Consider the following 25,301-nt stretch of genomic DNA (forward strand, 5'->3'; position numbering starts at 1 on the left):
TCCTTGAAACGGATCACAGCGATAAAAGTTGGGACAGCAGCAGGACGAACAGCAGGCCGAAGACACCGACCAGCGTTTCCATCAGCGTCCAGGAGCGGAACGTGTCCTGCAGCGACAGGCCAAAATATTCCTTGAACATCCAGAAGCCGGAGTCGTTGACGTGGCTGCACATCAGGCTTCCGGCGCCGATGGCCAGCACCATCAGGTTCGGGTCGACGCCCGAACTCTGGACGAGCGGGGCGACGATGCCGCCAGCCGTCACGCCCGCCACGGTGGCCGAACCCAGGCAGATGCGGATCACGGTCGCCACCAGCCAGCCCAGCACCAGCGGAGACACTGGCAAGTCCGAGAGCAGCGCGCCGAGATCGGCGCTCACGCCCGATTCGACCAGCACCTGCTTGAGCGCGCCGGCGCCGGCGATGATCAGGAGGATCGGCGCGATCTCGCGCATCGCCTCGGCCGGACCCTGCATCACCGTGACGAACGAGCGGCCCTGCGCCAGGCCGAGCGAGACGATCGCCACCGCATACGACACGAGCATCACGACCAGCGGATTGGCAAAGAACACCAGCACACCATTCAGGTCGGGCCGCGCCATCGTCAGCAGCGTCGTTGCGCCCAGCAGCAGCACCGGCAGCAGCGCGGTGGCGAAGCTGTTGAACGCGCCGGGCAGCTGCGCAATCGGCGCCTGCTGGCTCTCCTGGAAGATGGCGGCCGGTTTGGCCTGGATGCGCGTGAGCGTCATGGCAAACACCGGGCCGGCGATGATCAACGTCGGCACCGCCACCAGGATCCCGTATAGCAGCGTGGTGCCCATGTCGGCGTGGATCGCGGCCACCAGCGCCACCGGCGACGGGTGCGGCGGCAAAAAGCCGTGCGCGATCGACAGGCCCGCCAGCAGCGGGATCGCGAGCGCCACGGCCGGACGCCCCGAGCTGTAGACGAGCGAGAAGATCAGCGGCACCAGCAGCACGAAGCCGACGTTGTAGTACAGCGGAATGCCGACCACGAAGCCGGTGATCGTCAGCGCGATCGGCAGGCGGCGCGGCCCCAGTGCATCGACCAGGCAGGTGGCGATGCGCCGCGCCGCGCCGCTGTCGGCGATCAGTTTGCCGAACACGGCGCCCAGGCAGATGATCACCACCAGGGAGCCGAGCAGGTCGCCGATGCCTTTTTCGATGGCGCCGGGGATGCGCGCCAGCGGCACCCCCAGCAGCAGCGCCGCCAGCAGCGACGCCGCCACGAAGGCCAGCAGGGGCTGCACCTTGCCCCACGCGATCAAGAGCGTGAGCAGGCCCACCGCCAGCAGTACCGAGACGATATCGAGCATGCCGCCGCCGGTCAGAAGCCGTAGCGCAGGCCGGCCCGGTACGTGCGCCCGACCACGTCGTACAGCGCCGGGTTGATGCCGTAGCTGGCATTGGCCTGCGGCGCCGGTTCCGGATCCTTGTCGGCCAGGTTGTCGATCTTGAAGTAGAGCTGCAACTGCTTGGACACGTTGTAGCTGCCGCCCAGGTCGAAGTAGGTCGCGCCCTTCATCCGGTTGTTGAAGATGGTCGGGTGGATCAGCGTCGACACCGGGCAACCGGTCTGGCACTCGATGAAGTCGTTGCGGTAGGTGCCGTCGCTGACCCAGCGTTCGGTCAGCGTCAGACTGAGCTTGTCGTGCTCCCAGGTTTGCTGCGCCAGTACCTTCCACTTCGGCGTGTTGCTCATGTTCGAGCCGGCTGCGTCCACCGGGATCGTGCCGACCACGCCCGTGTCGGTGATGAAGTGCAGGTTGCGCGTGCCCAGCGCGCGGAACGTGAAGCGCCCCGGCAGGTTCACTCGTTCGAGTCCTGTTCTGTACGAGGTCTCGATATCGAAGCCCTTGGTCTGCAGCGAAGCGAGGTTGAAGTTCTGCAGCGTGACGTAGTTGTTGCCCGGGCTGTTGAGCACCATCGCTGCGCAGATTTCCTGGTTGCCGGCCACGCACAGATCGACTTCCTGCTGGATCGTCAGTGCCGCAATCACGCCCTTGACCTTGATGTCGAAGTAGTCGAGCGACACCGAGAAACCCGGCGCCCACGTTGGCTGGCTCAGGACAATGCCGAACGAGTTGTTGCGCGCGATCTCGGGCCGCAGCGCCGTGTTGCCGACGGTGCGCTCCTGCACGCTGATCGTGTTGCCCTGGTACTGCACCACGTTGTTGACCACGACCGGCGCGGCATACAGCTCGCTCAGGTTTGGTGCGCGCACGTCTTTGGACGTCACGCCGCGCAGGCGCAGGCCGTCGACCGGCGTTTGCCAGGTGGCGCCCATCTTCCAGCTGCCCACGCTGCCGGCGGTGCTGTACTTGGTTTCGCGGTCGGCCAGGTTCAGGTTCGCTTCGCCCCAGGTGGCCGTTTTGAACAGCGGGATGTTCAGCTCCACGTAGGCTTCACGGACGTTGTAGCTTCCCTCGCCGTTGTGGAAGTTACCGGCGTACCAGTTGTTGCCGACCGTGGTGTCGAGCAGCGGGTCAACCGGATACATGGCGTTGTTCGGCGACGCCGGCGACACGCCGTTGCCGTAGGCGTCGCCGCGCACGCGGTACTTCTCGCGCCGGTATTCGGCGCCCGTGGCGACCGAGACCGGACCGGCCCAGCCTTCGAACAATTCGCCATTGATGTTGAAGCTGCCGACATCCTGGCTTTGCGTGGTGCGCTGGCGCGGGCCGTTCTCGGGCGCGATATAGGCCCAGGCGGCCGGATCGACCGGGTTGTTGCCGATGATATTGAGCGGCACGCAGCCCGACGCGGCGGCCACCGGATTGCGGCAGACGATCTGCCCGTTCGGCGCCCGCACGGCGTCGATCGCGGCGTTGTAGCGGCGGTTGATCGTCATGTTGTTGGCGTCGAGATTGGTCTTGTTCTCGCCATGCGTGACGTAGGCGTCGTACGCCCACGATTTGCCGAACAGGTCGAACCGGCCTTCGGCGCCGATGACGAAGCGGCGCTGGGTGCGGGTCGGCTGCACGTCGATGTTTTCGGGGAAGATCGCGTTCGCGGTGCCGTACTGGAAGCTGGTGATGTTGTTCTGCGCGCAGGCGGCCAGGATCGACGCCGGCAGGAACGGGTTCGAGCACTGGACGGTCAGGTTGGCGTTCTTGGCCGCGCCCGGGTTGGGCGAGAAGCGCGAGGCCACCTGGCCGTAATTGGCGGTGAAGTAGACCTGGTTGTCCGCATCGAGGTCGTACGAGACGCGGGTGTAGGCCACCTGGCGCTTGAAGTTCATCGCCAGATTGGTGCCCGAGCCCACGCTGCCGCTCAAGTCGCCGCCGATGCAGAATGGATTGACGCAATTGGTGACCGCGCCGGTGCCGGTCGGGCGGCCGTTGGAGCCATACTGGAACTGGTACGGCACGCCGCCGTCGCCGAATGCGGTGCCCTGCAGCGGGCCGTTCGTGATCAGGCCGTATTTCGAGTACTGGTATTGCTGCGCGTTCGAGATCACGCGGTATTGCGGCAGGCCGTCACCGGTCTGGTTCAGTGGCCGCACCGAATAGGCCGGGTTCTGGTACCAGGTGCGGCCGTTCGGCCCGACGCCGCCAATGCCGGGCGATTCGATGCCGTTTTCTTTGGTGAATTCGCCGCTGGCCGTCACGTGCAGGCGGTTGTCGAGGAACGCCCGGCCCCAGGCTGCCTGCACCGTGGCGCCGCGGTCGTCGTCGTATTTGGTCTGGCCCAGCTGGACGTTGGATTTGAACCCGGTGAAGGTTTTGTCGGTGACGAAGTTGACCACGCCACCCACGGCGTCCGAGCCGTACGACGCCGAGGCGCCACCGGTGACCACATCGACGCGCTTGACCAGCAGTTGCGGGAACTGGCTGACGTCGGTCACGCCCGTGACGTTGGCGCCGACGACGCGCTGGCCATCGAGCAGCGTCAGGGTCCGGATGGTGCCCAGGCCGCGCAGGCTGAGGGAGCTCAGGCCCTGGATGCCGCTGCTGGTGCTGTTGGTGCTGGTCGTGCGGCCCGTGCTGCCCTGCAGCGCCGGCAGTTCGGTCAGCGTGTTGAACAGGTTCGGCTTGGCGGCCTTTTCGAGGTCGGCGGCGCTCAGGCTCGTGGTGGGCGTTGGCTGCGAAAAGCCGCGCGCGGCGATGCGCGAGCCCGAGATGCGCACCACGGACGTGGAGGCCGGTTCTGCCGCTGCCGCTGCCACTGGGCCAGCCAGGCTGGCATCCGGCGCGGTCGCCTCGGGTGCGGTGTCGGTGGCAGGCTCGGTTTGCGCCTGCTGGGCGTGGGCGGCGGCGCCGACCATCCAGCAGGCGCTGGCCACGGCCAGGCTGATGAGAGTGCGTTGAACGGGTGTGCGCATGATGGTTGTCTCCTCGATGCTCGTTGGTTGAAAGCGCGCCGCCTCTATGGGTGGGTGGCTGCGCCTGCTGGCAAATGGGTAAGGGCTGCGCTGACGATCAGGCGCTGGCCGTGATGCGTTCCACCAGCGCCTGCGGCGCCAGCGTGATGTCGAGGGTCAGCCCGGTTTCGTCGGGCTGCAGCGGTTCGAGGATCCGCAGCTGGCTTTCGAGCAGCGATGGCGGCATGTAGTGGCCGGGGCGGGAGGTCATGCGCGTGGCGATCAGTTCGCGCGGGCCGGCCAGGTGGACGAAGCGCAGGGCAGGATCGGCGTCACGCAGCAGGTCGCGGTAGCGTCGCTTCAGCGATGAGCAGGACAGCACCAGGCCGTGACCCTGTTCGCGCGCGGTGCGGATTTCCCCGGCCAGGCTGGCGAGCCAGCCGGCGCGGTCATCGTCGTCGAGCGGGATGCCGGCGCTCATCTTGCTGACGTTGGCGGGCGGATGATAGGCATCGCCTTCGAGGAACGGGACGCCGTCGTGGGCGGCCAGCATGGCCCCCACCGTGCTCTTGCCCGATCCGCTGACCCCCATGACGACCCAGCGCAGGGCGGGGGATGTGCTGCTTGCCGACATCGTATCTCCTCAATTCGTTAGCGCTAACATCGCGCTTTTTTTCAGTGTTGTCGAGGTTGTAGAATTTGTAAACTGATTATCGATGTTGCAACGCAATGCAATCCGGCGGGGCAGTGCGGGTGTCTTGTGGGAAATTTCGGGGAGATTCGATGGCGCTGACTCGGCGTGTGTACGCGCGACTTGATAGCGCTATCATTGCTGCGATGCGCCAACCTCATGACAGGAGTGTTGTATTTACTCTACGGAAGAGGCAGGCCGGAGCGTAGATCGGCCCCGGCCCGTGACTTATTCTTCGTCGACGATCGAGTAGACATCGCCGGCAGTGGCGCCAGCATCGGGCCGGCGGGCCCGCAGGTCGCGGTAGACGGCGGCGCGCATGATCATCATCGACACCACAGGCGCCGTGAGCAGGATGAACAGCGTGATGATCACTTCATGCACGACGGGCCGCGATTGCGCGATCGTGAAGTACAGCATGGAGGCCAGCAGCAGGCTGCCGGCGCCGATCGTGACCGTGATGGCCGGGCCGTGGATGCGCTGGTAGAAAGTCCGCAGGCGCAGCAGGCCCAGGGCGCCAATCAGCACGATGCTCGCGCCCACGATCAGCAGCAGCGAGACGACGAGGGCAGCCCAGTCGGGCAAGTGTTCGATGCCATTCATTCGATGATCTCCCCGCGCATCAGGAACTTGGCGATCGCGATGGTCGAGACAAAACCGACCAGCACGGTGAGCATCGCCACCTCAAAATAGATTTGCGTGCCGAAGCGGATGCCCAGCACCAGCGCGAGCAGCATGCCGCACATCCACAGGGTATCGAGCGCCAGCACGCGGTCGTGGGCCGAGGGCCCGATCAGCAGGCGGATGGCGCACAGCAGCATTGCCGCCATGGCGCACACGAGGGCGTAGCCGATCGACAGTTCAAGCAGGGTCGCCATGGGGGCCTTTCTTCTCGAAGATTTCAATCAGGGGTTGCTCGTAGCGGGTCTGGATGGTGTCGACCCACCAGTCTGCATCGTGCAGGTCGAACACGTGCAGGACCAGCTCATGGGTGTCGGGCTGGATCTCGGTCCATACCGTACCCGGCGTCATGTTGATCAGGCACGACAGCGCGGCCAGGCCGTACTCGTCGCGCATCGTCAGCGGCACGCGGATGAACTCCGACTTCAGGTTGGCGTAATCGGCAAACAGGATCACGCGGCTGACGTTGAAGCATGAGCGCACGACCTCGACCGACGCGAAGCCGAGCAGGCGCAGCGCCACGACGGGTGCGCGCAGGCGCGGGTAACCGAGCGGGTTGAGATGCCGCGTGAGGATCGGCGCGGCGATGCCGAGCAGGGCGCCGAGCAGGACGTGGCCCGGGTAGAATGTCTGGTTCAGCAGCAGCCACAGGCCGCACAGCAGCAGCGAGACGACGGGATGGGGGAGCCAGCGCTTCATGGCGCCTCCGGTGTCAGGTTGATGGTGGGGGCGGGCGAGGATGCCGGTCCGGGCAGACTCGGTTCGGACAGCACGCGGCCGATATAGCTTGCCGGACGATGGATCGCGTCGCTGGCGCGCGCCAGGTAGCCAAACAGCGCGTTGGCCTGGATCGTCATCCCGATCGCCAGACCCAGCAAGAAAATAATCGGCATCACTTCGGTGCGGTGCAGCTTGGGCGGCACCAGCACGCCGCTGGCCCAGAAGGTGCGCACGCCGAAGCGCATCATCGAGATCACGGCGATCAGGCCCGACAGCACGATCAGCGCGATCAGCGTCCAGCCGGCAACCGGAATCGTCGTCGGTCCCGTCATGACGCCGTTCGCGGCGGTGGCCACGACCTGCGGATGAAGCACCGCATGGAACATGCCGAACTTGGCGATGAAGCCCGGCAGCGGTGGCAACCCGGCGATCATCAGCGCGCACGCGGCAAAGGCCAGCGACAGGAAAGCCATCACGGCCGGCACGCAGCGTCCGACCGGTTCGACCGGGGCGTCTTCGACCGCGTAGGCTTCCATGGTCAGCGCCAGCATCGCCGAGCGCGGCGTGCGGATGCGGTCGATCAGCTCGATCAACAGCAGGAATGCGGCCACCGCCAGCGTCGAGCCGATCAGGTAATAGATACCAGCGGTGACCAGGTTCGGCTGGCCATAGCCGATCACCGCCAGCAGCGTGCCGGACGAGATGATCGCGGCGTAACCCGCCATGCGTCCGGCCGTATCGGTCGAGAGCATGCCGGCGGCGCCGAACACGATGGTGGCCATGCCGCCGTACAGCAGCGCATCCTTGCCGAATCCGGCAGCAGCGCCGGCGTCGTCCGAGAAGATCAGCAGCCACAGGCGCAGCACCACATACGCGCCGACCTTGGTCATCAGCACCAGCATGGCCGCGACCGGCGGCGATGCGGCGGCGTAGGTGGTGGGCAGCCAGAAGCCCAGCGGCCACATCGCGCTCTTGGTCAGGAAGGTCAGCGCCATCATCGTGGCGCCGATCTTGAACAGCGCCAGGTCATCGCCCGCCAGCAGCGGCACGCGGCCCGCCACATCGGCCATGTTCAGCGTGCCGGTGGTCGCGTAGATCAGCGCCAGGCCCAGCAGGAACAGCAGCGCGGCGGCCAGATTGATCGCGATGTACTGCATGCTGGCGCGGATGCGCTCGGCGTTATACCCGTGCAGCACCAGGCCATACGAGGCGGCCAGCATGACTTCGAAAAACACGAACAGGTTGAACAGGTCGTGCGTCAGGAAGGCGCCGTTGATGCCCATCAGCAGGAACTGGAACAGCGTGTGGAAATGCACGCCGATCCGGCCCCAGCGCTGCTTGGTGAAGTGCAGCGACGCCAGGCCCAGCAGGGCGGTGAGCAGCAGCATGATGCTGCTCAGGCGATCGGCCAGCAGCGCGATGCCGAACGGCGCACTCCAGTTGCCGGCCAGGTAGATGCCCATGCCGTCTTGCCAGGCGCCGCCGTCCGTCATGTGGACCAGCGCCAGTGCGTTGGCCACCAGGCCCAGGATCGAGGCGTAGCTGAGCCAGAACTTCAGGCGGTGCCAGCCCTGCGTGAGCGGGGCCAGCGCGGCGCCGACCAGTAGCGGCAGTATTACCGGCACCAGGATCAGGTGCTGGGTCCAGTGCAGACTCATAGATCGGGCTCCTTGCCGTCAACGTGGTCGGTGCCGGTCAGGCCGCGCGAACCGATCATCACCACCAGGTACAGGGCGGTGGTGGCAAAGCCGATCACGATCGCGGTCAGGACCAGCGCCTGTGGCAGCGGGTCAGCCAGGATGGCCGGATTGGGCAGGGTGCCGGCCGGGGTGAGCGGCGGGGCATCGATCCACAGACGCCCCATCGCGAAGATGAACAGGTTGACGGCGTACGACATCAGCATCAGGCCGCACAGCACCTGGAAGCTGCGCGGACGCAGGACAAGCCAGATGCCGGAGGCGAACACGATGCCGATGGCAAGCGAAAGAACAAGCTCCATCAGAGGATCTCCTTGGCAGGTGGAATGGTGACGCGCGTGGCGTCGGCGGCCAGGCGGTGGCTGCGCAGCGACTGGTGGGCCAGCGCGACGAGCGTGAGCATGGTCGATCCGACGACCACCAGGAACACGCCCAGGTCGAACATGAACGCGCTCGGCGCGTGCAGTTCACCCAGCACGGGCAGGTCGAGGTGGGCCGTGTGGCTGGTCAGGAACGGGTAGCCGAGGAACCAGGCGCCGATGCCGGTGAAGCAGGCGCAGAACAGGCCCCACGAAATCCAGCGGTGCGGGCGCAGGCGCAGGTGCGATTCGACCCAGTCGGTGCCGGCAACCATGTACTGCACGATCAGCGCGGTGGCAAAGATCAGGCCGGCGACGAAGCCCCCGCCAGGCAGGTTGTGGCCGCGCATGAAGAAGTAGGCCGCCATCACGCCCATCACCGGCAGCAGCAGGCGCAGGTAGACGGCCGGGATCATCAGGTAGCCGCTGCGCGCCTGCGCGGCCGGCGCCTGGTCCTTGGTCGGATCGACGTCGCTGGCCTGCTGCACGGGAATCGCGATCGATTCGGTGGCCGGGCGGAAGCGGCGCAGCAGTGCATACACGGTCAGCGCCACGGCCGACAGCACGGTCACTTCGCCCAGCGTGTCGAAACCGCGGAAGTCGACCAGCAGCACGTTGACGACGTTCGAGCCGCCGCCTTCGGTGAGGGCGCGCAGCACGAAGAATTCGCCGATCGATGGCGGCGGGCTGCGCATCAGCACCGCGTAGCTGGCCGCAGCGATACCCAGGCCGCCGCCAACGGCAATCAGGCTGTCGCGCGAGCGCCGGAACCACGTGCTTGGCGGCGCCTTCGTGAGCTTGAGCACCTTCGGCACGAGGCGCGGCGGCAGCCAGCGCAGGCCGAGCAGGATCAGCACCGTGGTCACGGTTTCGACCATCAGCTGGGTCAGCGCCAGGTCGGGCGCCGACAGCCAGACGAAGGTGATCGCGGTGACGATGCCGGTGCCGCCGACCATGCTCAGTGCCGCCAGGCGGTGGTACTTGGCCTTGTAGGCCGCGCCGGCGGCGCAGGCGGCGCCGATCAGCCACAGCACGGCAAACAGCGGTTCGATATTCAGCAGGTTCACCGCTGGCAGGCTGAACCACGGATCGACCAGCAGCAGCGGCACCACGATCATGAACGACATCAGCACCAGGAGCTGCGGCTGCAGGCGCCGGGTGCCGGTCAGGCGGATGATCCAGGTCGCGCCCAGCGACAGCGCCAGCATCGTGCTCTCGTAGGCCTGCGCGCCTTTCAAACGGTGCAGCACCGGCACGCGCGTGCGTTCGCGCAGGTCGTGGCGGCGCAGCAGCACCCAGTACAGCAGGGCGCCCAGCACCAGGGCCGCGCCGCTCATGCCGAGCGCCAGATTGAAGCCGTGCCAGATCGCCAGGTCGTAGGCCGGCATGGCTGCGCCCAGCACGGAGCTCGAGGCCACGGCCAGGATGTCGCCCACCACGCGCTCGGGCATCACGCCCACGGCGATGCACAGCACCACCAGGCATTCGACCGGGAAGCGCATCCAGCGTACCGGCTCGTGTGGCTCCTGCGGCAGGTCCTTGGCCAGCTGGCCGAAGAACACGCTGATGAAGCGCAGCGAATACGCCACGCTGAAGATGCCCATCGCCACCGCTGCATACGACATCTTCCAGTCTTCGGTGCCGCCCACGTGGGCGGTTTCGGCAAAGAACATCTCTTTCGACAGGAAGCCGTTCAGCAGCGGCACGCCGGCCATCGAGGCCGATGCGACGATCGCCAGCGCTGCGGTGACCGGCATCGCGCGGCGCAGGCCGCGCAGCACGCGCATGTCGCGGGTGCCCGTCTCGTGATCGATGATGCCGACAGCCATGAACAGCGAGGCCTTGAAGATCGCGTGGTTCATGACGTGGAAGATCGCTGCCACCACCGACAGCGGCGAGCCGATGCCCAGCAACACCGTGATCAGGCCCAGGTGGCTGATGGTCGAATAGGCCAGCAGCCCTTTCATGTCATTCTGGAAGATCGCAAACAGGGAACCCAGCAGCAGCGTGATGACGCCGGCCCCGCCGATCAGCCAAGTCCATTCGGGCGTGCCGCCCAGCGCCGGCCACAGACGGATCAGCAGGAACACGCCGGCCTTGACCATCGTGGCCGAGTGCAGGTAGGCCGAGACGGGCGTGGGCGCGGCCATCGCATGGGGCAGCCAGAAGTGGAACGGGAACTGCGCGCTCTTGGTCAGCGCGCCCAGCGCCACCAGGATCAGGGCCGGCAGGTACAGCGAATGGGCGCGGATCTGGTCGCCGGCGGCGAGCACCGCATCGAGCTCGTAGCTGCCGACGATGTGGCCCAGGATCAGCACGCCGGTGAGCAGGCACAGGCCGCCGGCGGTGGTGACGGTGAACGCCATACGCGCGCCGCGGCGGGCATCGTTACTGTCCTGCCAGTAGCCGATCAACAGGAAGGACGTGAGGCTCGTGAGCTCCCAGAACACCACCAGCTGGATCAGGTTGCCGGACAGGACCACGCCCATCATCGAACCCATGAATGCCAGCATGTAGGCATAGAAGCGCGCCACCGGGTCTTTCTTCGACATGTAGTAGCGCGCGTACAGGATCACCAAAAGGCCAATGCCGAGCACCATGATCGAGAACAGCCAGGCCAGGCCGTCCATGCGCACGATGAAGTCCAGGCCGAACAGCGGCAGCCACTCATAGCGCTCCAATACCACCTGGCCGGCGCCGAGTTCGTCGAATTTGGAGATGGCGATGATGAGCGCTGCCAGGGTGAACACGCCGGCAGCGGCGGCGGGCCGGTTGCGCGAGGTGTTGGGCAGGCAGGCGGAAATGATGGCGCCCGCGAAGGGGAGAAGGACGAGGAGGATCAGTGGCAGTGAGGTCATCGACATCATCCTTCGGGGCAGTGCGACATGTAACGACGCGCGCACAGGCGCAGGGCAGGTTGGAACTGGTTCATGGTGTTCTCCGGCGCGCGCAGCCGTGATGGATGCGCCGCGCCATGGGCAAGCGTCGCCGGCGCCACGGGTACGTTGCGTACCATCGTGGTCACCAGCGAAGGTGATAGTTGGTTGGCTGTCTGCCGCAGTACGACCTGCAGCCTGGCGGAGCAGGCGTGCAGATGGTTGGCAATCAACGATCCGGGGGGCGTAGTTGGGCTAAATTCTGGCATGCGCCGCCTCGTGAAATACTTCTCGGAATGCGACACTTTACCGTAGTTGACGACCTGACTACAACGCGTTTCGTCGTTTATTTCGATTTTACTGCTTGTAACTTCGGGTGCAGCGCAACAAAATCAGGCATCAAGCCGTGATGTTCAACGCCGGTTCCGCGGCCTTGTCAACGCCATACGTGGCGCGCACTTCGGCCGTCAGCGCATCCTGTGGATCGGCTTCTTTTGCGGCGGCCGCCTTGGTTTCGGCAGCTGCCTCGGCCTGCTGGCGCAGCTTGGTCTCGTAGGCAGCCTGCTCGTCGTCGCTGACGGTCTTGTCCGAATCGGTGTCGGCTTCGGCGACGTAGTCGTTGGTCGTTGACGCCGTGGTGGACGTGGCCGTCGATGCAGCCGGCGCCGCGCCGCCGGTCGGGGCCGCTGCTCCCCCTGCGGGTGCGGCTGCCTCGCTCGACGCTTCGCTCCCGGTTGCCGTTGTCGTGTCGCTTTCAGTGCCTGCTTCGTCTACGGCGCGCTGCACGCGCGATGCGTCGGCCTGGGCACTCAACTGGTCGCCCAGGCGCGCGCTGGCGGCCGATTCGGCGCTCTGGGTCGTTGCGCTGGCGGCTGTCTGGTCGTCGGTCGTGGCGGCCGGGCCGGGGGTGGCAACCGTCTCATCGGGTGTCTTCCTGGCGGCCGGTGCGTAGGTGGCCTGGGTTGCGGTGCTGCTGCTGATGCTGGAAACCATGATGTTTGTCCTGTGGCGAATCGTATGTATTTAACGACCTGGTACTGACTGCACAACAGGGTGGCAAATGTAAAGCGGCGTAAAGCTGGCCTCTTGGTAGTCGTCCTGGTTCGACACGCAGGCTGGTAGGATGTCAGGCTCGTCCCGGTCAATCCTGTCCGGCGATGCAAACAACCTATCCCCGCCATGATGACGTCTCCCTTTACCCGCACGCGGCGCCCGCTGGTGCGGCCGCTGATGTTGGCGCTGGCGCCGGTCGTGCTGATCATGATCGCCACCGCTGCAGTGCGCACGGCCTACCCTGGCATCGACCTGACCACCGTGATCTGGCTATTGGTCTGGACCAAGCTGTTCATCGTGACCGTGGTGGTGTGGCGCTTTGCCTGGCAACTGTACCGACAGGAAGTCGCGCGCAGCCTGAACGACGAATAAGGCTCCGCCGTTACGGCGAAACGGGCGTCAGGTAATCCTTCAGCGCCGCGACCACCAGCGCATGGTCGTCCGGCCCCGGCAACCCCGACACAGTCACCGTGCCGACCACGCCCTGACCGCGCACGATCACGGGGAAGGCCCCGCCGTGAGCGGCATAGTCGCGCATGTCCAGGCCCGGCAGCGCGTCATGGTCGCCCCCGGCCTGGCGCACTTCATTGTGGGTATAGAACGAACTGTGGCCGGTGCGCCCGACCAGATTGTTCTTGCGGCGGATCCAGTCGGCGTGATCCGGTGACGCGCCCGGCATCGCCTGCCTGAACAGCACGGTGTCGCCGCGCGAGACCTGGATCGTCACGGTCTTGTGTTCGCGCTCGGCGCGCGCAACGAGCTGCGCGCCGACGGCCCGCGCGGTGGCATCGTCGAAGCGATCAAATTGGAGTTGCTGTTCTTCGCGCAGCAGCGCGGCAAGCGAGACGGTGGCAGTGTCGGTCATGGCATGGGGCGTGAGCGCGGACAGCGCCGCGGTCACGTACACCAGCGGCGCGTTCCAGTTGATGGCGACCTCGTTGGCGGCGTAGCTGCAGGCGTGGTCGAGATAGGACAGCGCCGGCAGCTTGCCCGGATACGGCGGGCAGTCCCTGGCGTCCTGCTGGCCCGGATTCGGGCCGCCGGCCAGCCAGCCCGGCACCGGCGCGGCCACGCCATCGGCGATCGATGGCCGGTGGTGCGGATGCATGACCGGGCGCGCGCCAAAGCCCGTGACGAACGTGTAGCCGGTGGCGTTACGGCCCAATACGTAATCGAGACTCGACTGCGCCGCCTGCAGATAGGCCGGCGTGCCGTTGATGCGATAGGCCTGCAGCAGCATCATGCCCTGGTTCAGGATCACCGCATTGCTGCCCCAGACGATGTCTTTTGATGCCAGCGGCACCCGGTAGCCGCTTTCGGCCTTGCCTGCGAGCTGGCTGGCCAATGCATCGATGCGGCGTTCGACCAGCGCGCGGTCGATGCCGGGCTTCAGGTTGGCGCGGTGGTGTGCCAGCGACATCCAGCCCAGCGCCGCCACATTGTCCCAGGCCGGTGTGCTCAAGGCCGCGTCGCGTCGCATGAAGGCTTGCGCATACACATCCTGCCCGGTCGCGATGAACAGTTCGGCCGCGGCCCACGCGAATTCGTCGGCCAGCTGCGCGTCGCCGTATTCGCCGGTGACGACATCCTTCGGGTTCTTGAAGACGACGTTCGGGTGCGCCTCGGCCCAGCGCCACGCGGCCTGCGCCGCTGTGAGCATGCGCTGCGACAGGCCGGGCCACTTCGCGTCGTACGGCGCCAGCACGCGGCTGGCGGTGGCCATCGTGGCGGCGAAATCGAGCGCCGCCGCCGTGCTCTTGGCCACCACATAGCGCGGGGTGGTCGACGCCGCGTGCGGCATGACCATCCCGTCGAAGCGCAGGTTGGTGAGCTTGTGGTACACGCCGCCATCGGCCGGGTCCTGCATCGTCAGCAGCCAGTCGAGGTTCCACAGCGCCTCGTCGAGGATGTCGGGTACGCCGTTGCCGGATTCGGGAATGCCGATGTCGCGCTTGAAGACATCGGGGAAGTGCTCGAGTGCAGCCAGCAGCGTGTAGGTTGAGATACCCGAGTTGACCACGTACTTGTTGTAGTCGCCGGCGTCGTACCAGCCCTTGGGACTGGCGATGACCGTGCCTTGCGGGCGTGTTTTTGATGTTGCCGACGCATGCACGAGCACCTTGTCGTCGGGATGGCCGGCGGGCCGCGCCCACGCGCCGGCATATTCCGGCGTCAGGGCGATCGCACTGCGGTTGAAGTAGAACGCCTTCAGGGCCGCGTCGCCCAGCGCGCGGTAGCCATCCTGGCCGACCGTGAACGGATCGGAGACCAGGCTGCCCACGCGCACGCGATAGGCGCCAGCCTGCGTCAGCGCACTGAAGTCGGCCACGCGTACGGTTTCGCCCGACGGCGCCCAGCGGCTCGCCGCGCCCAGCGCGCCATCCAGCACGACCTTGCCGTCAGCATCGACGACCTCGAACCGGTTCGCACCGACCGCCTGCGGGATCACGGCCAGCTTGTGCGATTGCGGCAGGAAGCCCACCGCATTGACCTTGATCTCTGCAGACCCGGCGCCGGCAGCAAGCGTCAGCAGCGCCGCGGCGAGCACGGTGCGCTTCATGCCGGCACCGTCTTGCCATCCGTGTCGATGCCTGCCGCCGGCGTGCTGCCGTCATCGTGATAGAACGGCGCGTACCAGGTGGCGATGAACGACGGGATGGTCGCGACCATCACCAGGCCGAAGTAGGCGACGTACCCCATCATCTCCTGCAGGTGGCCGCTGATGACGCCCGTGACCATGCCGCACAGACCCATCAGGCCGGTGCCGAACGCATAGTGCGTGGTCGTGTACTTGCCCGGTGCGAGCTGCTGCATCAGGTAGATCATGAAGCCGACCGCACCGAAGCCGAAGAAGAACTTTTCGATGGCCACGCCCAGCGTGATCAGCACCAGGCTCGATGGCGTGTAGATGCTCATGACCAGGAACGCGACATTCGGGATGTTGATCGCGCAGCACAGCACGAACAGCGTCGACTTCAGGCCACGCTTGGCGACATACAGGCCGCCCAGCAGCGAGCCGACCAGCACCGCGGCCAGGCCATAGGTGCCGTAGATCAGGCCCAGCATCTCGTTGGACAGACCGAGGCCGCCTTTCGAGGCCGGGTCGACCATGAAGAACGGACCGATCTTTTCCAGCAGGCCGACGCTGAAGCGAAACAGGAACGCGAACGCGATCATGCGCCACACGCCGCGCTTCTGGAACAGCGTGACGAAGGCATCGACCAGGATACGGCCGGCGTCCTTCGCGCTCGATGGCGTGTCGGCGGCGCGTGCGCCTTCAGGCATGAAGCGCCAGTGCCACAGCGCCATCAAGAGCGTCAGGCCGCCGACGAGCAGGAAGATGATGCGCCAGGCGTCGATCCAGTCCGGGCCGAACACGCCCGGGTCATGGCCGAACACGTGGGTGTGCAGGTAACCGCTCAGGTAGACCATGCCGCCGGCGGCGACGATTGGCCCGATATTCCACGACAGGCTCTGGATGCCGCAGTACAGCGACTGCGCGCGCGCGTCGAGCGACGTGACATACACGCCGTCGCTGGCGATGTCCTGCGTCGCGCCGATGAACGACAGCGCAAAGAAGATCGCCATCAAAAAGGTCATGTAGCCGGGCAGTTCCATCAGCAGCGCCACGCCGGCAAAGCCGGCGCCGATGGCGAGCTGCGAACACAGCACAAAGAACTTCTTGGTGCGGTACATCTCGACGAACGGCGCGAACAGCGGCTTGACCGTATAGGCCAGGATCAACAGGCTCGAATACTGGGCCGCGCGGCCGTTGTCCATGCCCAGATTCTTGAACATGATGGCGGTGACGCTGGTGAGCATCACGTAGCCAAGCGCCATCGTGAAGTAGCCGGTCGGGACCCACAGCAGCGGTGATACGGTTTTGGCAGGGCGCATGATGATCCCGTTGATCAAGCCTTGATGCGGCTGGCGATGAATTCGCGGTACCACAGCGCGCTGTCCTTCAGCGTGCGCTGCTGGTTCGCATAATCCACGTGCACGATGCCGAAGCGCTTGGCGTAGCCCGAATTCCACTCGAAGTTGTCGAGCAGGCTCCAGAGGAAATAACCGCGCACGTCGACGCCCGCATCCATCGCATCCTTGAGCGCGGCCAGGTGGCTGCGCACGTAGGCGATGCGCGCCGTATCGTGCACGCGGCCGTTTTCCAGCACGTCCGGATTGGCCATGCCGTTTTCGGTAATGTACACCGGCGGCAGGTCGGGATACTCGGCTTTCAGTTTGAGCAGCAGTTCGGACAGGCCTTCGGGGAAGATTTCCCAGCCCATGTCGGTCACGCCGTGGCGCGCCGGCGCCGGTACGGGCGGCGTACTGGCGCTGCACCACGAGCGGAAGTAATAGTTCGAGCCGAGGAAGTCGATCTTCTGGTGGATGATGGCCAGGTCGCCGTCAGCGACGACGGGGGCGTTCTCGCCATGGCCGCGCAGCGCCAGTTCCGGGTAGCGGCCCTTGAAGATCGGGTCCATGAACCACTGCACCGAGCGTGCATATTCGAATTCGGCCATGTCGCGGTCGGCCTGCGAATCGGTGGCTGCATCGGCGGTCCACTGGTTCAATACGATGCCCAGCTGCGCGCTGCTGCCAACCTCGCGCATCGCGCTCATGGCCAGGCCGTGCGACAGCAGCAGGTGGTGCGAGACCTGGATCGATTGATTCAGGTCGGCCACGCCGGGTGCGAACTGCGCATTGCCGTAACCCAGGTTGGCCGTGCACCACGGTTCGTTGTGGGTGGCGATGGCCTCTAACCGGTTGCCGAAGCGGCGCGCGATTTCGCGTGCGTAATCGGCGAAGCGGTAGGCGGTCTCGCGATTGAGCCAGCCGCCATCGTCCTGCAGGCCTTGCGGCAGGTCCCAGTGGTACAGGGTCGCGTGCGCGCGAATGCCTTTGCTCGCCAGTTCGGTCAGCAGGCGGTCATAGAAATCGAAGCCCGCTTCGTTCCAGGCGCCCTTGCCATCCGGCTGGACGCGCGCCCAGGCGAACGAGAAGCGGTACGCATCCACGCCGATCGAGGCCATGATGCCGACGTCTTCCTGGTAGCGGTGGTAGTGGTCGCAGGCGACAATGCCGTCGCTGCCATCCTTGATATTGTTCTGGTCCAGGCAGAAGGTGTCCCAGATCGACGGCCCCTTGCCATCGACGGCGGCAGCGCCCTCGATCTGGAAGGAACTGGTGGCCACGCCCCAGGTGAAGTCGGAAGGAAAATTGTTGCGGAAGTCGAAGTCGGGGCTGTTGGTCATGGAACTCTCGGATCGCTGCGAAGGACGGATTCAGGTCAAACAAAAAAAGCAGCGCGCCCGACCGGGCGCGCTGCCATGCTTCAGCTTTTAGAAATCAAAGCCGGTATTCACGCCAACCGTACGTGGTGGCTTGTACTGCGCCAGCCAAGGGCCGAAGCCGTTGAAGGCGCTGGTCTTGATCTTCTTGTCGCCGACGTTGCGCACGAAGGCGTCGACCCACCATTTGTCCTTCGCGTAGCGCAGGCCAAGGTCGGCGCTGGCGTAGGCTTTCTGGCGGTCTTCCGGACCCAGGTCGAACACGCTCAGGCTGACGTCATCCTCGTAGCGCGCCGTGATGCGCGGCACCAGGGTAGCACCATCGGCCAGGCGGAACGTGTGCTGGTACTGCACCGTGGTCGAGAACTTCGGTGCGTGCGGCAGCTTGTGACCGCTCACGTCCAGGCAGGTCTCGATGCGGGTGTCGACCGTGCACGGTGGCAGCGCATAATCGTTCGAGCCGGCGACCAGGTGACCGAGCTTGGTGTCGAGCACCGCCAGCGCGATCGACAGGCGGCCGTCTTTCGCGATACGGGCGGCGATCTCGGTTTCCAGACCCATGACTTTCGCGCCATCGGCGTTCTCGATGGCCAGGCCACGGCTGCCGTCGGAGAAGCTGACCGGCGAATTGAACTGGAAGTCCTTGAAGTCCATGTAGAACAGCGCGTTGTTGATACGCAGCGCGCCATCCATGAAGGTGCTCTTCGAGCCGATCTCGAAGTTGGTCAGCGTCTCTGGCTGGTACGGCAAGCCGCGATCCTGCACGCCGCCCGCCTTGTAGCCGGTCGACACGCTCGCATACACCATATTGCTGCGGTCGATGTCGTAGTTCACGCGCAGCAGGCCGGTGGCCTTGTTGTCGCTGTAGCGGCCATCGTTCGGCACGCCGGACTGGTAGCCGTTGACCGGATCGCGCGGATCGATCTGCGGATTGAGCGGCAGTTGTGGCGCGCTGGCGTCGTACGCCCAGGTGTAGCCGCGGCCGCCAATGTGGACGCGCTTGTCGTGGGTGTAACGCACGCCGCCGGTCAGGTGCCAGGCGTCGGTGAGGTTCCAGGTGGCCTGGCCGAAGACGGCCGAGTTTTCCACGGTCTGGTCGGGCTGGATGAACGAACCCTGCCATGCCACGGTGCCATCTTCGGTGCCGTTCATGCCGCCGATATCGAAGCGGATATTGTTCTTTTCCTTGCCGTAGTAGGCGCCGACCTGCCAGTCGATGGCGCGCGTGCCGACCGACTGCAGCAGCACTTCGTGGCTGTAGCTGCGGTAGTTGGAGTCGGTCGTGGTGTGCTCCTGGAACTTGCCGCCCGAGATGATCGAGGTTGGGAGGATCGTGCCGCCGTCCTGGTCGAAGCGCATGTCGCCGCTGTACTTGGACCAGCCGGCCACGTATTGCAGCGCGAGGTCGGGGCTGATGTCCCAGCTCAGGCGGCTGCGCACGTTGTCGCTGTCACGGTTGACCCATGGCGACGAATCGGACAGCGTCGACCAGTGGTCCTGGCCCGCCCGCGGCGTCTGCATCAGGTTGGCGCTTGGGGTGCCGCGGTCGATGAATTTTTCGTAGGCGATGTTCCAGCGCAGGTTCGGCGCCAGGTGCCACAGCAGCGACATGCGCGCAGCAGTCTGGTCCTGGGCGCTGTACTTGTCGCCGCCGGAGACGTAGTTGTTCGGATTGATCGGGCGGAAGCCGGCAGCGGCGCCGCCGGCAGCCAGGTAGGCGGCGCGCTGTTGCGCGATCGACGGGTTGGGGAATTGCTGGTAATCGACATAGCCATCATGACGCTCGTGCACAACGGCAAAGCGCAGTGCGGCCGTTTCGGACAGCGGCACATTGACCGCGCCGCGCGTGCCGATGCGGTTGTAGTCGCCGATGCCGCCTTCGACATAGCCCGAGCGGCTGTTCAGCTCCGGCTTGACGGTCTGGATGTTGACGGCGCCGACGGTGGAGTTGCGGCCCCACAGCGTGCCTTGCGGGCCGCGCAGCACTTCGATGCCTTCGACGTCGAACAGCAGGGCAGTGGCGCCTTCGGCGCGTGGCGAGTACACGTTATCGACGAACGAGGCGACTTCAGGGTCGGCGTATTCGGTCTTGGCGCTGTCGTTGCCGATGCCGCGCAGCGTCATCGTGGTCACGCCGTGGTCACCCTGGGCCGTGGCCTGGAAGCCCGGGACCAGTGCGACGACGTCGAGCAGCGTCTGGACATGGTTGTCGGCCAGCGTGGCGGCGGTCAGCGCGGTGACCGCGATCGGGGTGCGCTGCAGCGAGGTCGAGCGCTTGGTGGCGGTCACGACCACTTCGGCGATGCGGCCATTGTCGACGACGGCGGCCGGGGTGGCGGCGGCAGGCGATGCCGGATCTGAAGCCGATTGTGCGTGGGCTGTACCGATGCTGGAGAGCAGCGTCAGGATGGCCAGGCGGATAGGGGCGGACGAGGGCGTACGGACCCCTGCCAGTTGGGGCGTCATGATTGTCATGCTTGTCTCCGATATAGTTTTATGGATGCTGCTTGCGTTAGGACTGATAAGAAATCGGTTTCATCAATCTTGAAAACGGTTTCATAGTAATTTCAACGGTAAAAAAATGTCAATTAGTATTTATGATAGGGAGTAGTGGGTTTGTTGCAGGTCAACGACGGATTGTTTATGAAAGCGTTTCATAAGCATGGTTCAGCGGCCTTTTTATGTGAAAGCTGCGTGATATACTTCAAGCAACAAATTGCCCCGGACCTGTCCAGAACGCTTCATGAAAAACATCGATAGCGGTATCACCACGCTGTACCAGGTCGCCAGCAGGGCAGGCGTGTCGCCGGCGACCGTTTCGCGTTTCCTGAACGGCACGGCGAAAGTGTCGGATGACAAGCGGCGCACGATCGAGCGTGTCATCGATGAGCTCAACTACAAGCCCAACCGCCTGGCGCAAAGCCTCAAGATGGGCAGCACCAACACCATCGGCGTGCTGACCCAGTCGCTCGAGAGCGGTTATTTCAACCGCGCCATGGTCGGCATCGAAGATGCAGTCAAGGCCTCCGGCTATGCGCTCCTGATCATGAGCGGCCACTGGCATGCCGACGAAGAAGCCGAGCGGGTCGAACTGTTGATCGGGCGCCGCGTCGATGGCGTGGCGATCCTGACCGGCAATATGAGCGACAAGCAGATCCTCGACTTTTCGCGTCGCGTGCCGATCGTGGCGTTCGGGCGCGAAGTGCAGGGCGAGCGCACGCAGGCGTTTTGCCTGGACAACTACGGCGGCGCCTGCGAAGCGGTGGAATACCTGATCAGCCAGGGGCACCGGCGCATTGCCCATATTGCCGGGCCACCCGATCACCGCGACGCGCGCGAGCGCCTGGCGGGCTACAACGATACGCTGGCCAAACACGGTATCGCGAGCGACCCGCGGCTGGTCGTGACGGGCGACTTCAGCGAGTCCAGCGGCTTGCTGGCACTGAACAGCCTGCTGGTGGCCAATGTGCGTTTCAGCGCGATTTTCGCGGCCAACGATTTGACCGCGTACGGCGCGCGCCTGGCGCTGTACCGCCGCAATATCCGCGTGCCCGAAGACATTTCGCTGGTCGGGTTCGACGATCTGGAAAGCTCGATGTACACGACGCCGCCACTGACCACTGTGCGCCAGCCGCTGTATGAAGTCGGCACCGGGATCGGGCGGCGCATGCTGGCGATGCTGGGGCATCAGCAACCGGCTGCCAATGTGCCGGGGTTGAGTCTGGTGGTGCGGGAATCAGTCCGGCTGGTGTAGGCGCCGTGTTGTCGGCAAGCTGGCACAACAGGCTCGAATAAAATCGCTTGCTATTAAGTAGCGAGCTATGTAATATGTTGTTCATGGCAGCGCCGAACGTACCCCACAACAGGTAAGCGGGTCGGCGGGCCAAGGCAACAACCCATTTAAATAGCGCGCTATCTAATAGCGTTACATAATTCGGCGGTCATCCGCCACCCTCTCAAGGAGTCTTATCATGGCAATCGAAAACGTTCTCTACCGCGCCAACGCCACCGCAACGGGTGGCCGCGAAGGCCGCGCCGTGTCGTCCGACAGCGCACTGGATGTGAAGCTGACCACCCCGAAAGAACTCGGTGGCAATGGTCTGCCTGGCACGAACCCTGAGCAATTGTTCGCTGCGGGTTACTCGGCCTGCTTCCTGGGCGCGATGAAATTCGTCGCCAACCGCGACAAACTGAAGATTTCGCCGGACGTCGCAGTAGAAGGCACGGTCGGCATCGGCCCGATCCCGACTGGCTTCGGCATCGAAGTGCTGCTCAAGATCAGCCTGCCAGGCGTGCCAGCCGACGAAGCGCAAACGCTGATCGACCGCGCGCACATCGTATGCCCATACTCGAACGCCACCCGCGGCAACATCGACGTGACGCTGCAACTGGTGTAAGGCACGACTGCCTGGGAAAGCAGAATAAACAGCCGGGGTCAGGTCTGACATTCGGACACGATCTCGACAGTCAGGATAAACAGCCGGGGTCAGGTCTGACATTCGGACACGATCTCGACAGTCAGGTAGTTCGAACGGATTAGTACCAGGCCAGCTTCATTGGGCATGGCGGTATTGGAAGTCGTTAAGGCTGAGGTCGTGTCCGAATGTCAGACCTGACCCCGGCTTTGATCTGTTGCAACTGTTTTAAGATAAGGCCGCTTGGGAAACCAAGACCGTGCCGATGACGAGAAAGGCTGCCTGTGGGCAGCCTTTTTTTGTGTCGATGCACTAAAAATAAATGGCATTTTTGAGTCTTTATTTAACAATTGGCGTTTGCTTCAATTGATGGTCTGGTCGCGGCAAGGTACTTTCCTGAGAAAAATCTTTGTCACGACGTTTTCTTCTCTTAGCAGGTCATTGGAGTGCCGTATTGGCACCAGGATTTACGCTGTTTGGTGCGTCGCAATAAATTCAGATCGCGAATAGTAATCCTTTTAATACCGCAAGAGACGCAATAAATCGTTACATATTCCTCGATAAATAGGATTTTCTGGCGGCTTTCGATATGTAATCGTTATCTGGTGATATGTCCAAGCCAATGATTTCATCATTCATGTGTGAGTGCAAAACAACGGTTGCAAATATTTTTCCGCTTAGAAAACCATAGCGGAAAAAGGTGTTTAGAATTGCGCTCCATCAGATGCTTGAAGTAAATATTTCACGCGCGGCTGGCTTCTGAAGAGCACTTTGGCAATCCTTTGACACTTCAATAATTTAACAATTCACCGCTTTCATGCACACCCCTGTTTCCGCGCCGCGCCGTTCGTCGTTTGTCCTCGTCCAAGCCCAGCAATATTCCCTCCCACTCGTCTTCGCACTGTTCGGCCTGATCATGGGATCGTGGGCTGGCCGTATCCCCGCGCTGGCCGCCGGCGTCAATGTGTCGCATGCGGCATTGTCGATGGTGCTGGTCTGCGGCGGCCTGGGCGCTGTGCTGTCGTATCCGGTGTCATCGTTCATGATGAAACGCTTCGGCGCCCGCAAGACCATCCTGCTCGCGGGCATGGCGCTGTTGAGTGTGCTGGTGTCGATCGGCATGGCGCCGACGGTACCGCGCCTGATGACGTCGGTGCTGATGCTGGGCGTGACCGCCAGCATCTTTGACGTGGCAATGAATTCGGCGGCAGCGCGCCGCGAAAAAGTCAGTGGCAAGTCGGAAATGTCGCGTCTGCACGGCCTGTGCTGCGCTGGCGGCCTGGCCGGCGCCACGCTGGGCAGCCTGATGGCCAGCCTCAAGATTGCGCCAGCCACCCACTTCCTGATGCTGGCCGGCCCATTGGCCGTCGTATTGTGGATGGCCTACAGCGTGCTGGAAGCCGACGAGGTCGGCGTCCAGGTCGAGAAGAAATCGTTTGCCCTGCCTCGTGGTCCGCTGGTGCTGCTGGGCCTGCTGGGTTTCTTCGGCTCGATGGCTGAAGGCAGCATCGCCGACTGGAGCGGCATGTTCCTCAAAGAACACTTCGGCGCATCGGATGGCCTCGCGCCGCTGTCGCTGTCCGCTTTCTCGGTGATGATGCTGATCTCGCGCATGTTTGGCGACAAACTGAAAGAGCGCCATGGCGCCAAACGCCTGGTAAGCACCGGCGCGATGGTCGCGGCGGCCGGCCTGTTCTTCGCGGTGCTGGCCCCGAACGCCTATGTGGCGCTACTCGGCTTCGCGGTTGCGGGTGTTGGCCTGGCGCTGGTGTTCCCGTTCGTGTTCAGCGCGGCCGGCGCGCAAGGCCCGGCAGCCCTGGCCGCGGTGGCCAGCATGGCGTACAGCGGTAGCCTGATGGGCCCGCCAGCCATCGGCGCCGTTGCCCACTTCATCGGCATGCAGGCAGCCATTGCCTATATCGGCGCGCTGTCGATCGTGATCGCGATGGTGGCATGCCGTACCCGCATGCTGAAGTAATGGTTGTGCGGCCCTGAATGGCCGCATGCCTGACCTGCAAACATCAATGCAGACGTTGCCGCAAGGCCCGTCTGCATTGTCGTTTCTGGATCAGCCCGTTGCTTGCTTGAGCCACTCGCGCGGCGAGGCGCCCATCATCGTCGTGAAGGCGCGCGTGAACGTGGAAGGGCTGGTATAGCCAGCGCGGCTGCTGACCTGCTTGACCGGCATGCCCTGGCGCAGCAGACGGCTGCCGACGCCGATGCGCCAGCGCGTCAGGTATTCGCCCGGTGGCATGCCCATCACGTCGCGGAAGCGTTCGGTGAACGCAGCGCGCGACATGCAGGCTACCTTGGCCAGCGATTGCAGGCTCCATGGTTCATGCGGGCGCTCGTGGATGGCGGTCAGCGCCAGCGACAACTGGCGGTCCGACAGGCCGGCCAGCAAGCCCAGCGACAAGCGCCCGCTGTCGAATTCGCGCCGGATCACCTGGATCAGCAACACATCGCACAGGCGATCCAGGATCACCTCGCGGCCCGGTTCGGCCTGGCTGGCTTCGCTGAACAGCAGGTCGAGCGTCGAGCGCAGTCCGGCAATTTCGCTCAGCGGCATGACCAGGCAGTTGGGCAGCACGCGCGACAGCGGATTGCTCATCTCGTCCTGGAACTGGATATGGGCGCACAGCAGGTTGGCGGTGTGGCCGGGATGCACCTGCAGACGATGGCTGGCGCCGCGTGGATAAAACAGCAGCGACGGCTCGGTGACGGTGATGACCTCACCATCTGCATGGATGAAATCGACTGGACCCTCGCGCACCACGTGCAGCTGGCCGGTGACACCGTTTTCAGTGAAGTGATTGGTATCGCAAAACGCACCGTTATAGAAAATACGGGCGTTGAATGAGTGGCGACCGACCAGTGATGACAGTTTGTCCATGACAATACGATTTAGATAGATAGCTAGCTATTCTGGACGAAAAGCGATATTTCTGCGTGGAAATCCGTGAGATTTCATCCGGAATACAACGCTCTCTGATCATGAAGACCACACAATTTTCTCTAACAAATTAGGGACTTAGAGAATAATTAGGCTTGGCAAAAGCCGGGCGGAAATTAACAACGTGCAACATAACCTGTCTATACATATCCAGGGCAGCGATCATCGATTACATCGGTTCAATCTCAGTTCAGGGTGTACTCAGGTTGCTGCCATCCATGCTGGTTGATAGTCCTGATGATCCTGTA

General features: G+C 64.2%; 20 protein-coding genes. 4 read left to right on the forward strand and 16 right to left on the reverse strand.

What is annotated here, in order from left to right:
* Window positions 1-13: 13 nt before the first annotated feature.
* From AC56LH_RS22140 to AC56LH_RS22190, 11 genes are all read right to left on the reverse strand, one after another.
* Window positions 14-1,330: a gluconate:H+ symporter gene (locus tag AC56LH_RS22140; protein ID WP_499649680.1), complete on the reverse strand. Its 1,317-nt coding sequence runs from the start codon at window positions 1,328-1,330 to the stop codon at window positions 14-16.
* An 11-nt stretch (window positions 1,331-1,341) separates the two neighbouring features.
* Window positions 1,342-4,338: a TonB-dependent receptor domain-containing protein gene (locus tag AC56LH_RS22145; RefSeq protein ID WP_499649682.1), complete on the reverse strand. Its 2,997-nt coding sequence runs from the start codon at window positions 4,336-4,338 to the stop codon at window positions 1,342-1,344.
* A gap of 97 nt (window positions 4,339-4,435) precedes the next feature.
* Complete coding sequence (locus tag AC56LH_RS22150; RefSeq protein WP_499649684.1) at window positions 4,436-4,951, reverse strand: gluconokinase; 516 nt, start codon at window positions 4,949-4,951, stop codon at window positions 4,436-4,438.
* 285 nt (window positions 4,952-5,236) lie between these two features.
* A complete protein-coding gene (mnhG, locus tag AC56LH_RS22155; protein ID WP_499649686.1) occupies window positions 5,237-5,611 on the reverse strand; it encodes a monovalent cation/H(+) antiporter subunit G in 375 nt (124 codons plus the stop codon).
* Complete coding sequence (locus tag AC56LH_RS22160) at window positions 5,608-5,886, reverse strand: K+/H+ antiporter subunit F (RefSeq protein ID WP_499649688.1); 279 nt, start codon at window positions 5,884-5,886, stop codon at window positions 5,608-5,610. The genes mnhG and AC56LH_RS22160 overlap by 4 nt, the downstream gene beginning before the upstream one ends.
* Complete coding sequence (locus AC56LH_RS22165; RefSeq protein ID WP_499649690.1) at window positions 5,870-6,388, reverse strand: Na+/H+ antiporter subunit E; 519 nt, start codon at window positions 6,386-6,388, stop codon at window positions 5,870-5,872. The genes AC56LH_RS22160 and AC56LH_RS22165 overlap by 17 nt, the downstream gene beginning before the upstream one ends.
* Window positions 6,385-8,067, reverse strand: coding sequence for a monovalent cation/H+ antiporter subunit D (locus AC56LH_RS22170; RefSeq protein ID WP_499649692.1), 1,683 nt, complete (start codon window positions 8,065-8,067; stop codon window positions 6,385-6,387). Before AC56LH_RS22170 ends, AC56LH_RS22165 begins: the two co-directional genes overlap by 4 nt.
* Window positions 8,064-8,408, reverse strand: coding sequence for a Na+/H+ antiporter subunit C (locus AC56LH_RS22175; RefSeq protein WP_499649694.1), 345 nt, complete (start codon window positions 8,406-8,408; stop codon window positions 8,064-8,066). The genes AC56LH_RS22170 and AC56LH_RS22175 overlap by 4 nt, the downstream gene beginning before the upstream one ends.
* Window positions 8,408-11,323 carry a monovalent cation/H+ antiporter subunit A gene (locus AC56LH_RS22180; RefSeq protein WP_499649695.1) on the reverse strand — a complete coding sequence of 972 codons (2,916 nt, stop codon included), beginning with the start codon at window positions 11,321-11,323 and terminating at the stop codon, window positions 8,408-8,410. Before AC56LH_RS22180 ends, AC56LH_RS22175 begins: the two co-directional genes overlap by 1 nt.
* A gap of 5 nt (window positions 11,324-11,328) precedes the next feature.
* Window positions 11,329-11,610, reverse strand: coding sequence for a hypothetical protein (locus AC56LH_RS22185; protein WP_499649697.1), 282 nt, complete (start codon window positions 11,608-11,610; stop codon window positions 11,329-11,331).
* A 130-nt stretch (window positions 11,611-11,740) separates the two neighbouring features.
* Window positions 11,741-12,334: a hypothetical protein gene (locus tag AC56LH_RS22190; RefSeq protein ID WP_499649699.1), complete on the reverse strand. Its 594-nt coding sequence runs from the start codon at window positions 12,332-12,334 to the stop codon at window positions 11,741-11,743.
* A 186-nt stretch (window positions 12,335-12,520) separates the two neighbouring features.
* On the opposite strand from AC56LH_RS22190, the gene AC56LH_RS22195 reads away from it, so the two are divergent.
* Entirely contained in the window at window positions 12,521-12,766 is a 246-nt protein-coding gene (locus AC56LH_RS22195) for a hypothetical protein (protein ID WP_499649701.1), read from the forward strand.
* Between the two features lie 10 nt (window positions 12,767-12,776).
* On the opposite strand, the gene AC56LH_RS22200 is transcribed toward AC56LH_RS22195, so the two are convergent.
* The 4 genes from AC56LH_RS22200 to AC56LH_RS22215 all read right to left on the reverse strand — a co-directional run bounded on the left by AC56LH_RS22200 (window position 12,777) and on the right by AC56LH_RS22215 (window position 20,160).
* The gene (locus AC56LH_RS22200; RefSeq protein WP_499649703.1) at window positions 12,777-14,954 is read right to left on the reverse strand and encodes a heme-degrading domain-containing protein; all 2,178 of its coding nucleotides are present in this window, start codon (window positions 14,952-14,954) and stop codon (window positions 12,777-12,779) included.
* Window positions 14,951-16,291 carry an MFS transporter gene (locus AC56LH_RS22205; RefSeq protein ID WP_183555206.1) on the reverse strand — a complete coding sequence of 447 codons (1,341 nt, stop codon included), beginning with the start codon at window positions 16,289-16,291 and terminating at the stop codon, window positions 14,951-14,953. The genes AC56LH_RS22200 and AC56LH_RS22205 overlap by 4 nt, the downstream gene beginning before the upstream one ends.
* 14 nt (window positions 16,292-16,305) lie before the next feature.
* Complete coding sequence (locus AC56LH_RS22210; RefSeq protein WP_499649705.1) at window positions 16,306-17,649, reverse strand: GH1 family beta-glucosidase; 1,344 nt, start codon at window positions 17,647-17,649, stop codon at window positions 16,306-16,308.
* Window positions 17,650-17,736: 87 nt separating this feature from the next.
* A complete protein-coding gene (locus AC56LH_RS22215) occupies window positions 17,737-20,160 on the reverse strand; it encodes a TonB-dependent receptor (protein ID WP_499649707.1) in 2,424 nt (807 codons plus the stop codon).
* Window positions 20,161-20,428: 268 nt separating this feature from the next.
* On the opposite strand from AC56LH_RS22215, the gene AC56LH_RS22220 reads away from it, so the two are divergent.
* The 3 genes from AC56LH_RS22220 (at window position 20,429) to AC56LH_RS22230 (ending at window position 24,078) form a co-directional block, all read left to right on the forward strand.
* On the forward strand, window positions 20,429-21,439 hold the full coding sequence (locus AC56LH_RS22220; RefSeq protein WP_499649709.1) for a LacI family DNA-binding transcriptional regulator: 1,011 nt from the start codon (window positions 20,429-20,431) through the stop codon (window positions 21,437-21,439).
* Between the two features lie 217 nt (window positions 21,440-21,656).
* Window positions 21,657-22,082: an organic hydroperoxide resistance protein gene (locus AC56LH_RS22225; protein WP_499582191.1), complete on the forward strand. Its 426-nt coding sequence runs from the start codon at window positions 21,657-21,659 to the stop codon at window positions 22,080-22,082.
* An 835-nt stretch (window positions 22,083-22,917) separates the two neighbouring features.
* Window positions 22,918-24,078, forward strand: a complete 1,161-nt coding sequence (locus tag AC56LH_RS22230) for an MFS transporter (protein WP_499649711.1) — start codon at window positions 22,918-22,920, stop codon at window positions 24,076-24,078.
* Window positions 24,079-24,168: 90 nt separating this feature from the next.
* On the opposite strand, the gene AC56LH_RS22235 is transcribed toward AC56LH_RS22230, so the two are convergent.
* A complete protein-coding gene (locus tag AC56LH_RS22235) occupies window positions 24,169-24,993 on the reverse strand; it encodes an AraC family transcriptional regulator (protein ID WP_499649713.1) in 825 nt (274 codons plus the stop codon).
* Window positions 24,994-25,301 lie beyond the last annotated feature (308 nt).

It is taken from the genome of Telluria sp. LT1R51-2 (assembly GCF_059685775.1).

Bases quoted from the DNA above. Each gene is read 5' to 3' on its own strand.
- AC56LH_RS22140 (WP_499649680.1), bottom strand. From the start codon at position 1,330: ATGCTCGATATCGTCTCGGTACTGCTGGCGGTGGGCCTGCTCACGCTC.
- AC56LH_RS22145 (WP_499649682.1), bottom strand. From the start codon at position 4,338: ATGCGCACACCCGTTCAACGCACTCTCATCAGCCTGGCCGTGGCCAGC.
- AC56LH_RS22150 (WP_499649684.1), bottom strand. From the start codon at position 4,951: ATGTCGGCAAGCAGCACATCCCCCGCCCTGCGCTGGGTCGTCATGGGG.
- mnhG (WP_499649686.1), bottom strand. From the start codon at position 5,611: ATGAATGGCATCGAACACTTGCCCGACTGGGCTGCCCTCGTCGTCTCG.
- AC56LH_RS22160 (WP_499649688.1), bottom strand. From the start codon at position 5,886: ATGGCGACCCTGCTTGAACTGTCGATCGGCTACGCCCTCGTGTGCGCC.
- AC56LH_RS22165 (WP_499649690.1), bottom strand. From the start codon at position 6,388: ATGAAGCGCTGGCTCCCCCATCCCGTCGTCTCGCTGCTGCTGTGCGGC.
- AC56LH_RS22170 (WP_499649692.1), bottom strand. From the start codon at position 8,067: ATGAGTCTGCACTGGACCCAGCACCTGATCCTGGTGCCGGTAATACTG.
- AC56LH_RS22175 (WP_499649694.1), bottom strand. From the start codon at position 8,408: ATGGAGCTTGTTCTTTCGCTTGCCATCGGCATCGTGTTCGCCTCCGGC.
- AC56LH_RS22180 (WP_499649695.1), bottom strand. From the start codon at position 11,323: ATGACCTCACTGCCACTGATCCTCCTCGTCCTTCTCCCCTTCGCGGGC.
- AC56LH_RS22185 (WP_499649697.1), bottom strand. From the start codon at position 11,610: ATGCCAGAATTTAGCCCAACTACGCCCCCCGGATCGTTGATTGCCAAC.
- AC56LH_RS22190 (WP_499649699.1), bottom strand. From the start codon at position 12,334: ATGGTTTCCAGCATCAGCAGCAGCACCGCAACCCAGGCCACCTACGCA.
- AC56LH_RS22195 (WP_499649701.1), top strand. From the start codon at position 12,521: ATGATGACGTCTCCCTTTACCCGCACGCGGCGCCCGCTGGTGCGGCCG.
- AC56LH_RS22200 (WP_499649703.1), bottom strand. From the start codon at position 14,954: ATGAAGCGCACCGTGCTCGCCGCGGCGCTGCTGACGCTTGCTGCCGGC.
- AC56LH_RS22205 (WP_183555206.1), bottom strand. From the start codon at position 16,291: ATGCGCCCTGCCAAAACCGTATCACCGCTGCTGTGGGTCCCGACCGGC.
- AC56LH_RS22210 (WP_499649705.1), bottom strand. From the start codon at position 17,649: ATGACCAACAGCCCCGACTTCGACTTCCGCAACAATTTTCCTTCCGAC.
- AC56LH_RS22215 (WP_499649707.1), bottom strand. From the start codon at position 20,160: ATGACAATCATGACGCCCCAACTGGCAGGGGTCCGTACGCCCTCGTCC.
- AC56LH_RS22220 (WP_499649709.1), top strand. From the start codon at position 20,429: ATGAAAAACATCGATAGCGGTATCACCACGCTGTACCAGGTCGCCAGC.
- AC56LH_RS22225 (WP_499582191.1), top strand. From the start codon at position 21,657: ATGGCAATCGAAAACGTTCTCTACCGCGCCAACGCCACCGCAACGGGT.
- AC56LH_RS22230 (WP_499649711.1), top strand. From the start codon at position 22,918: ATGCACACCCCTGTTTCCGCGCCGCGCCGTTCGTCGTTTGTCCTCGTC.
- AC56LH_RS22235 (WP_499649713.1), bottom strand. From the start codon at position 24,993: ATGGACAAACTGTCATCACTGGTCGGTCGCCACTCATTCAACGCCCGT.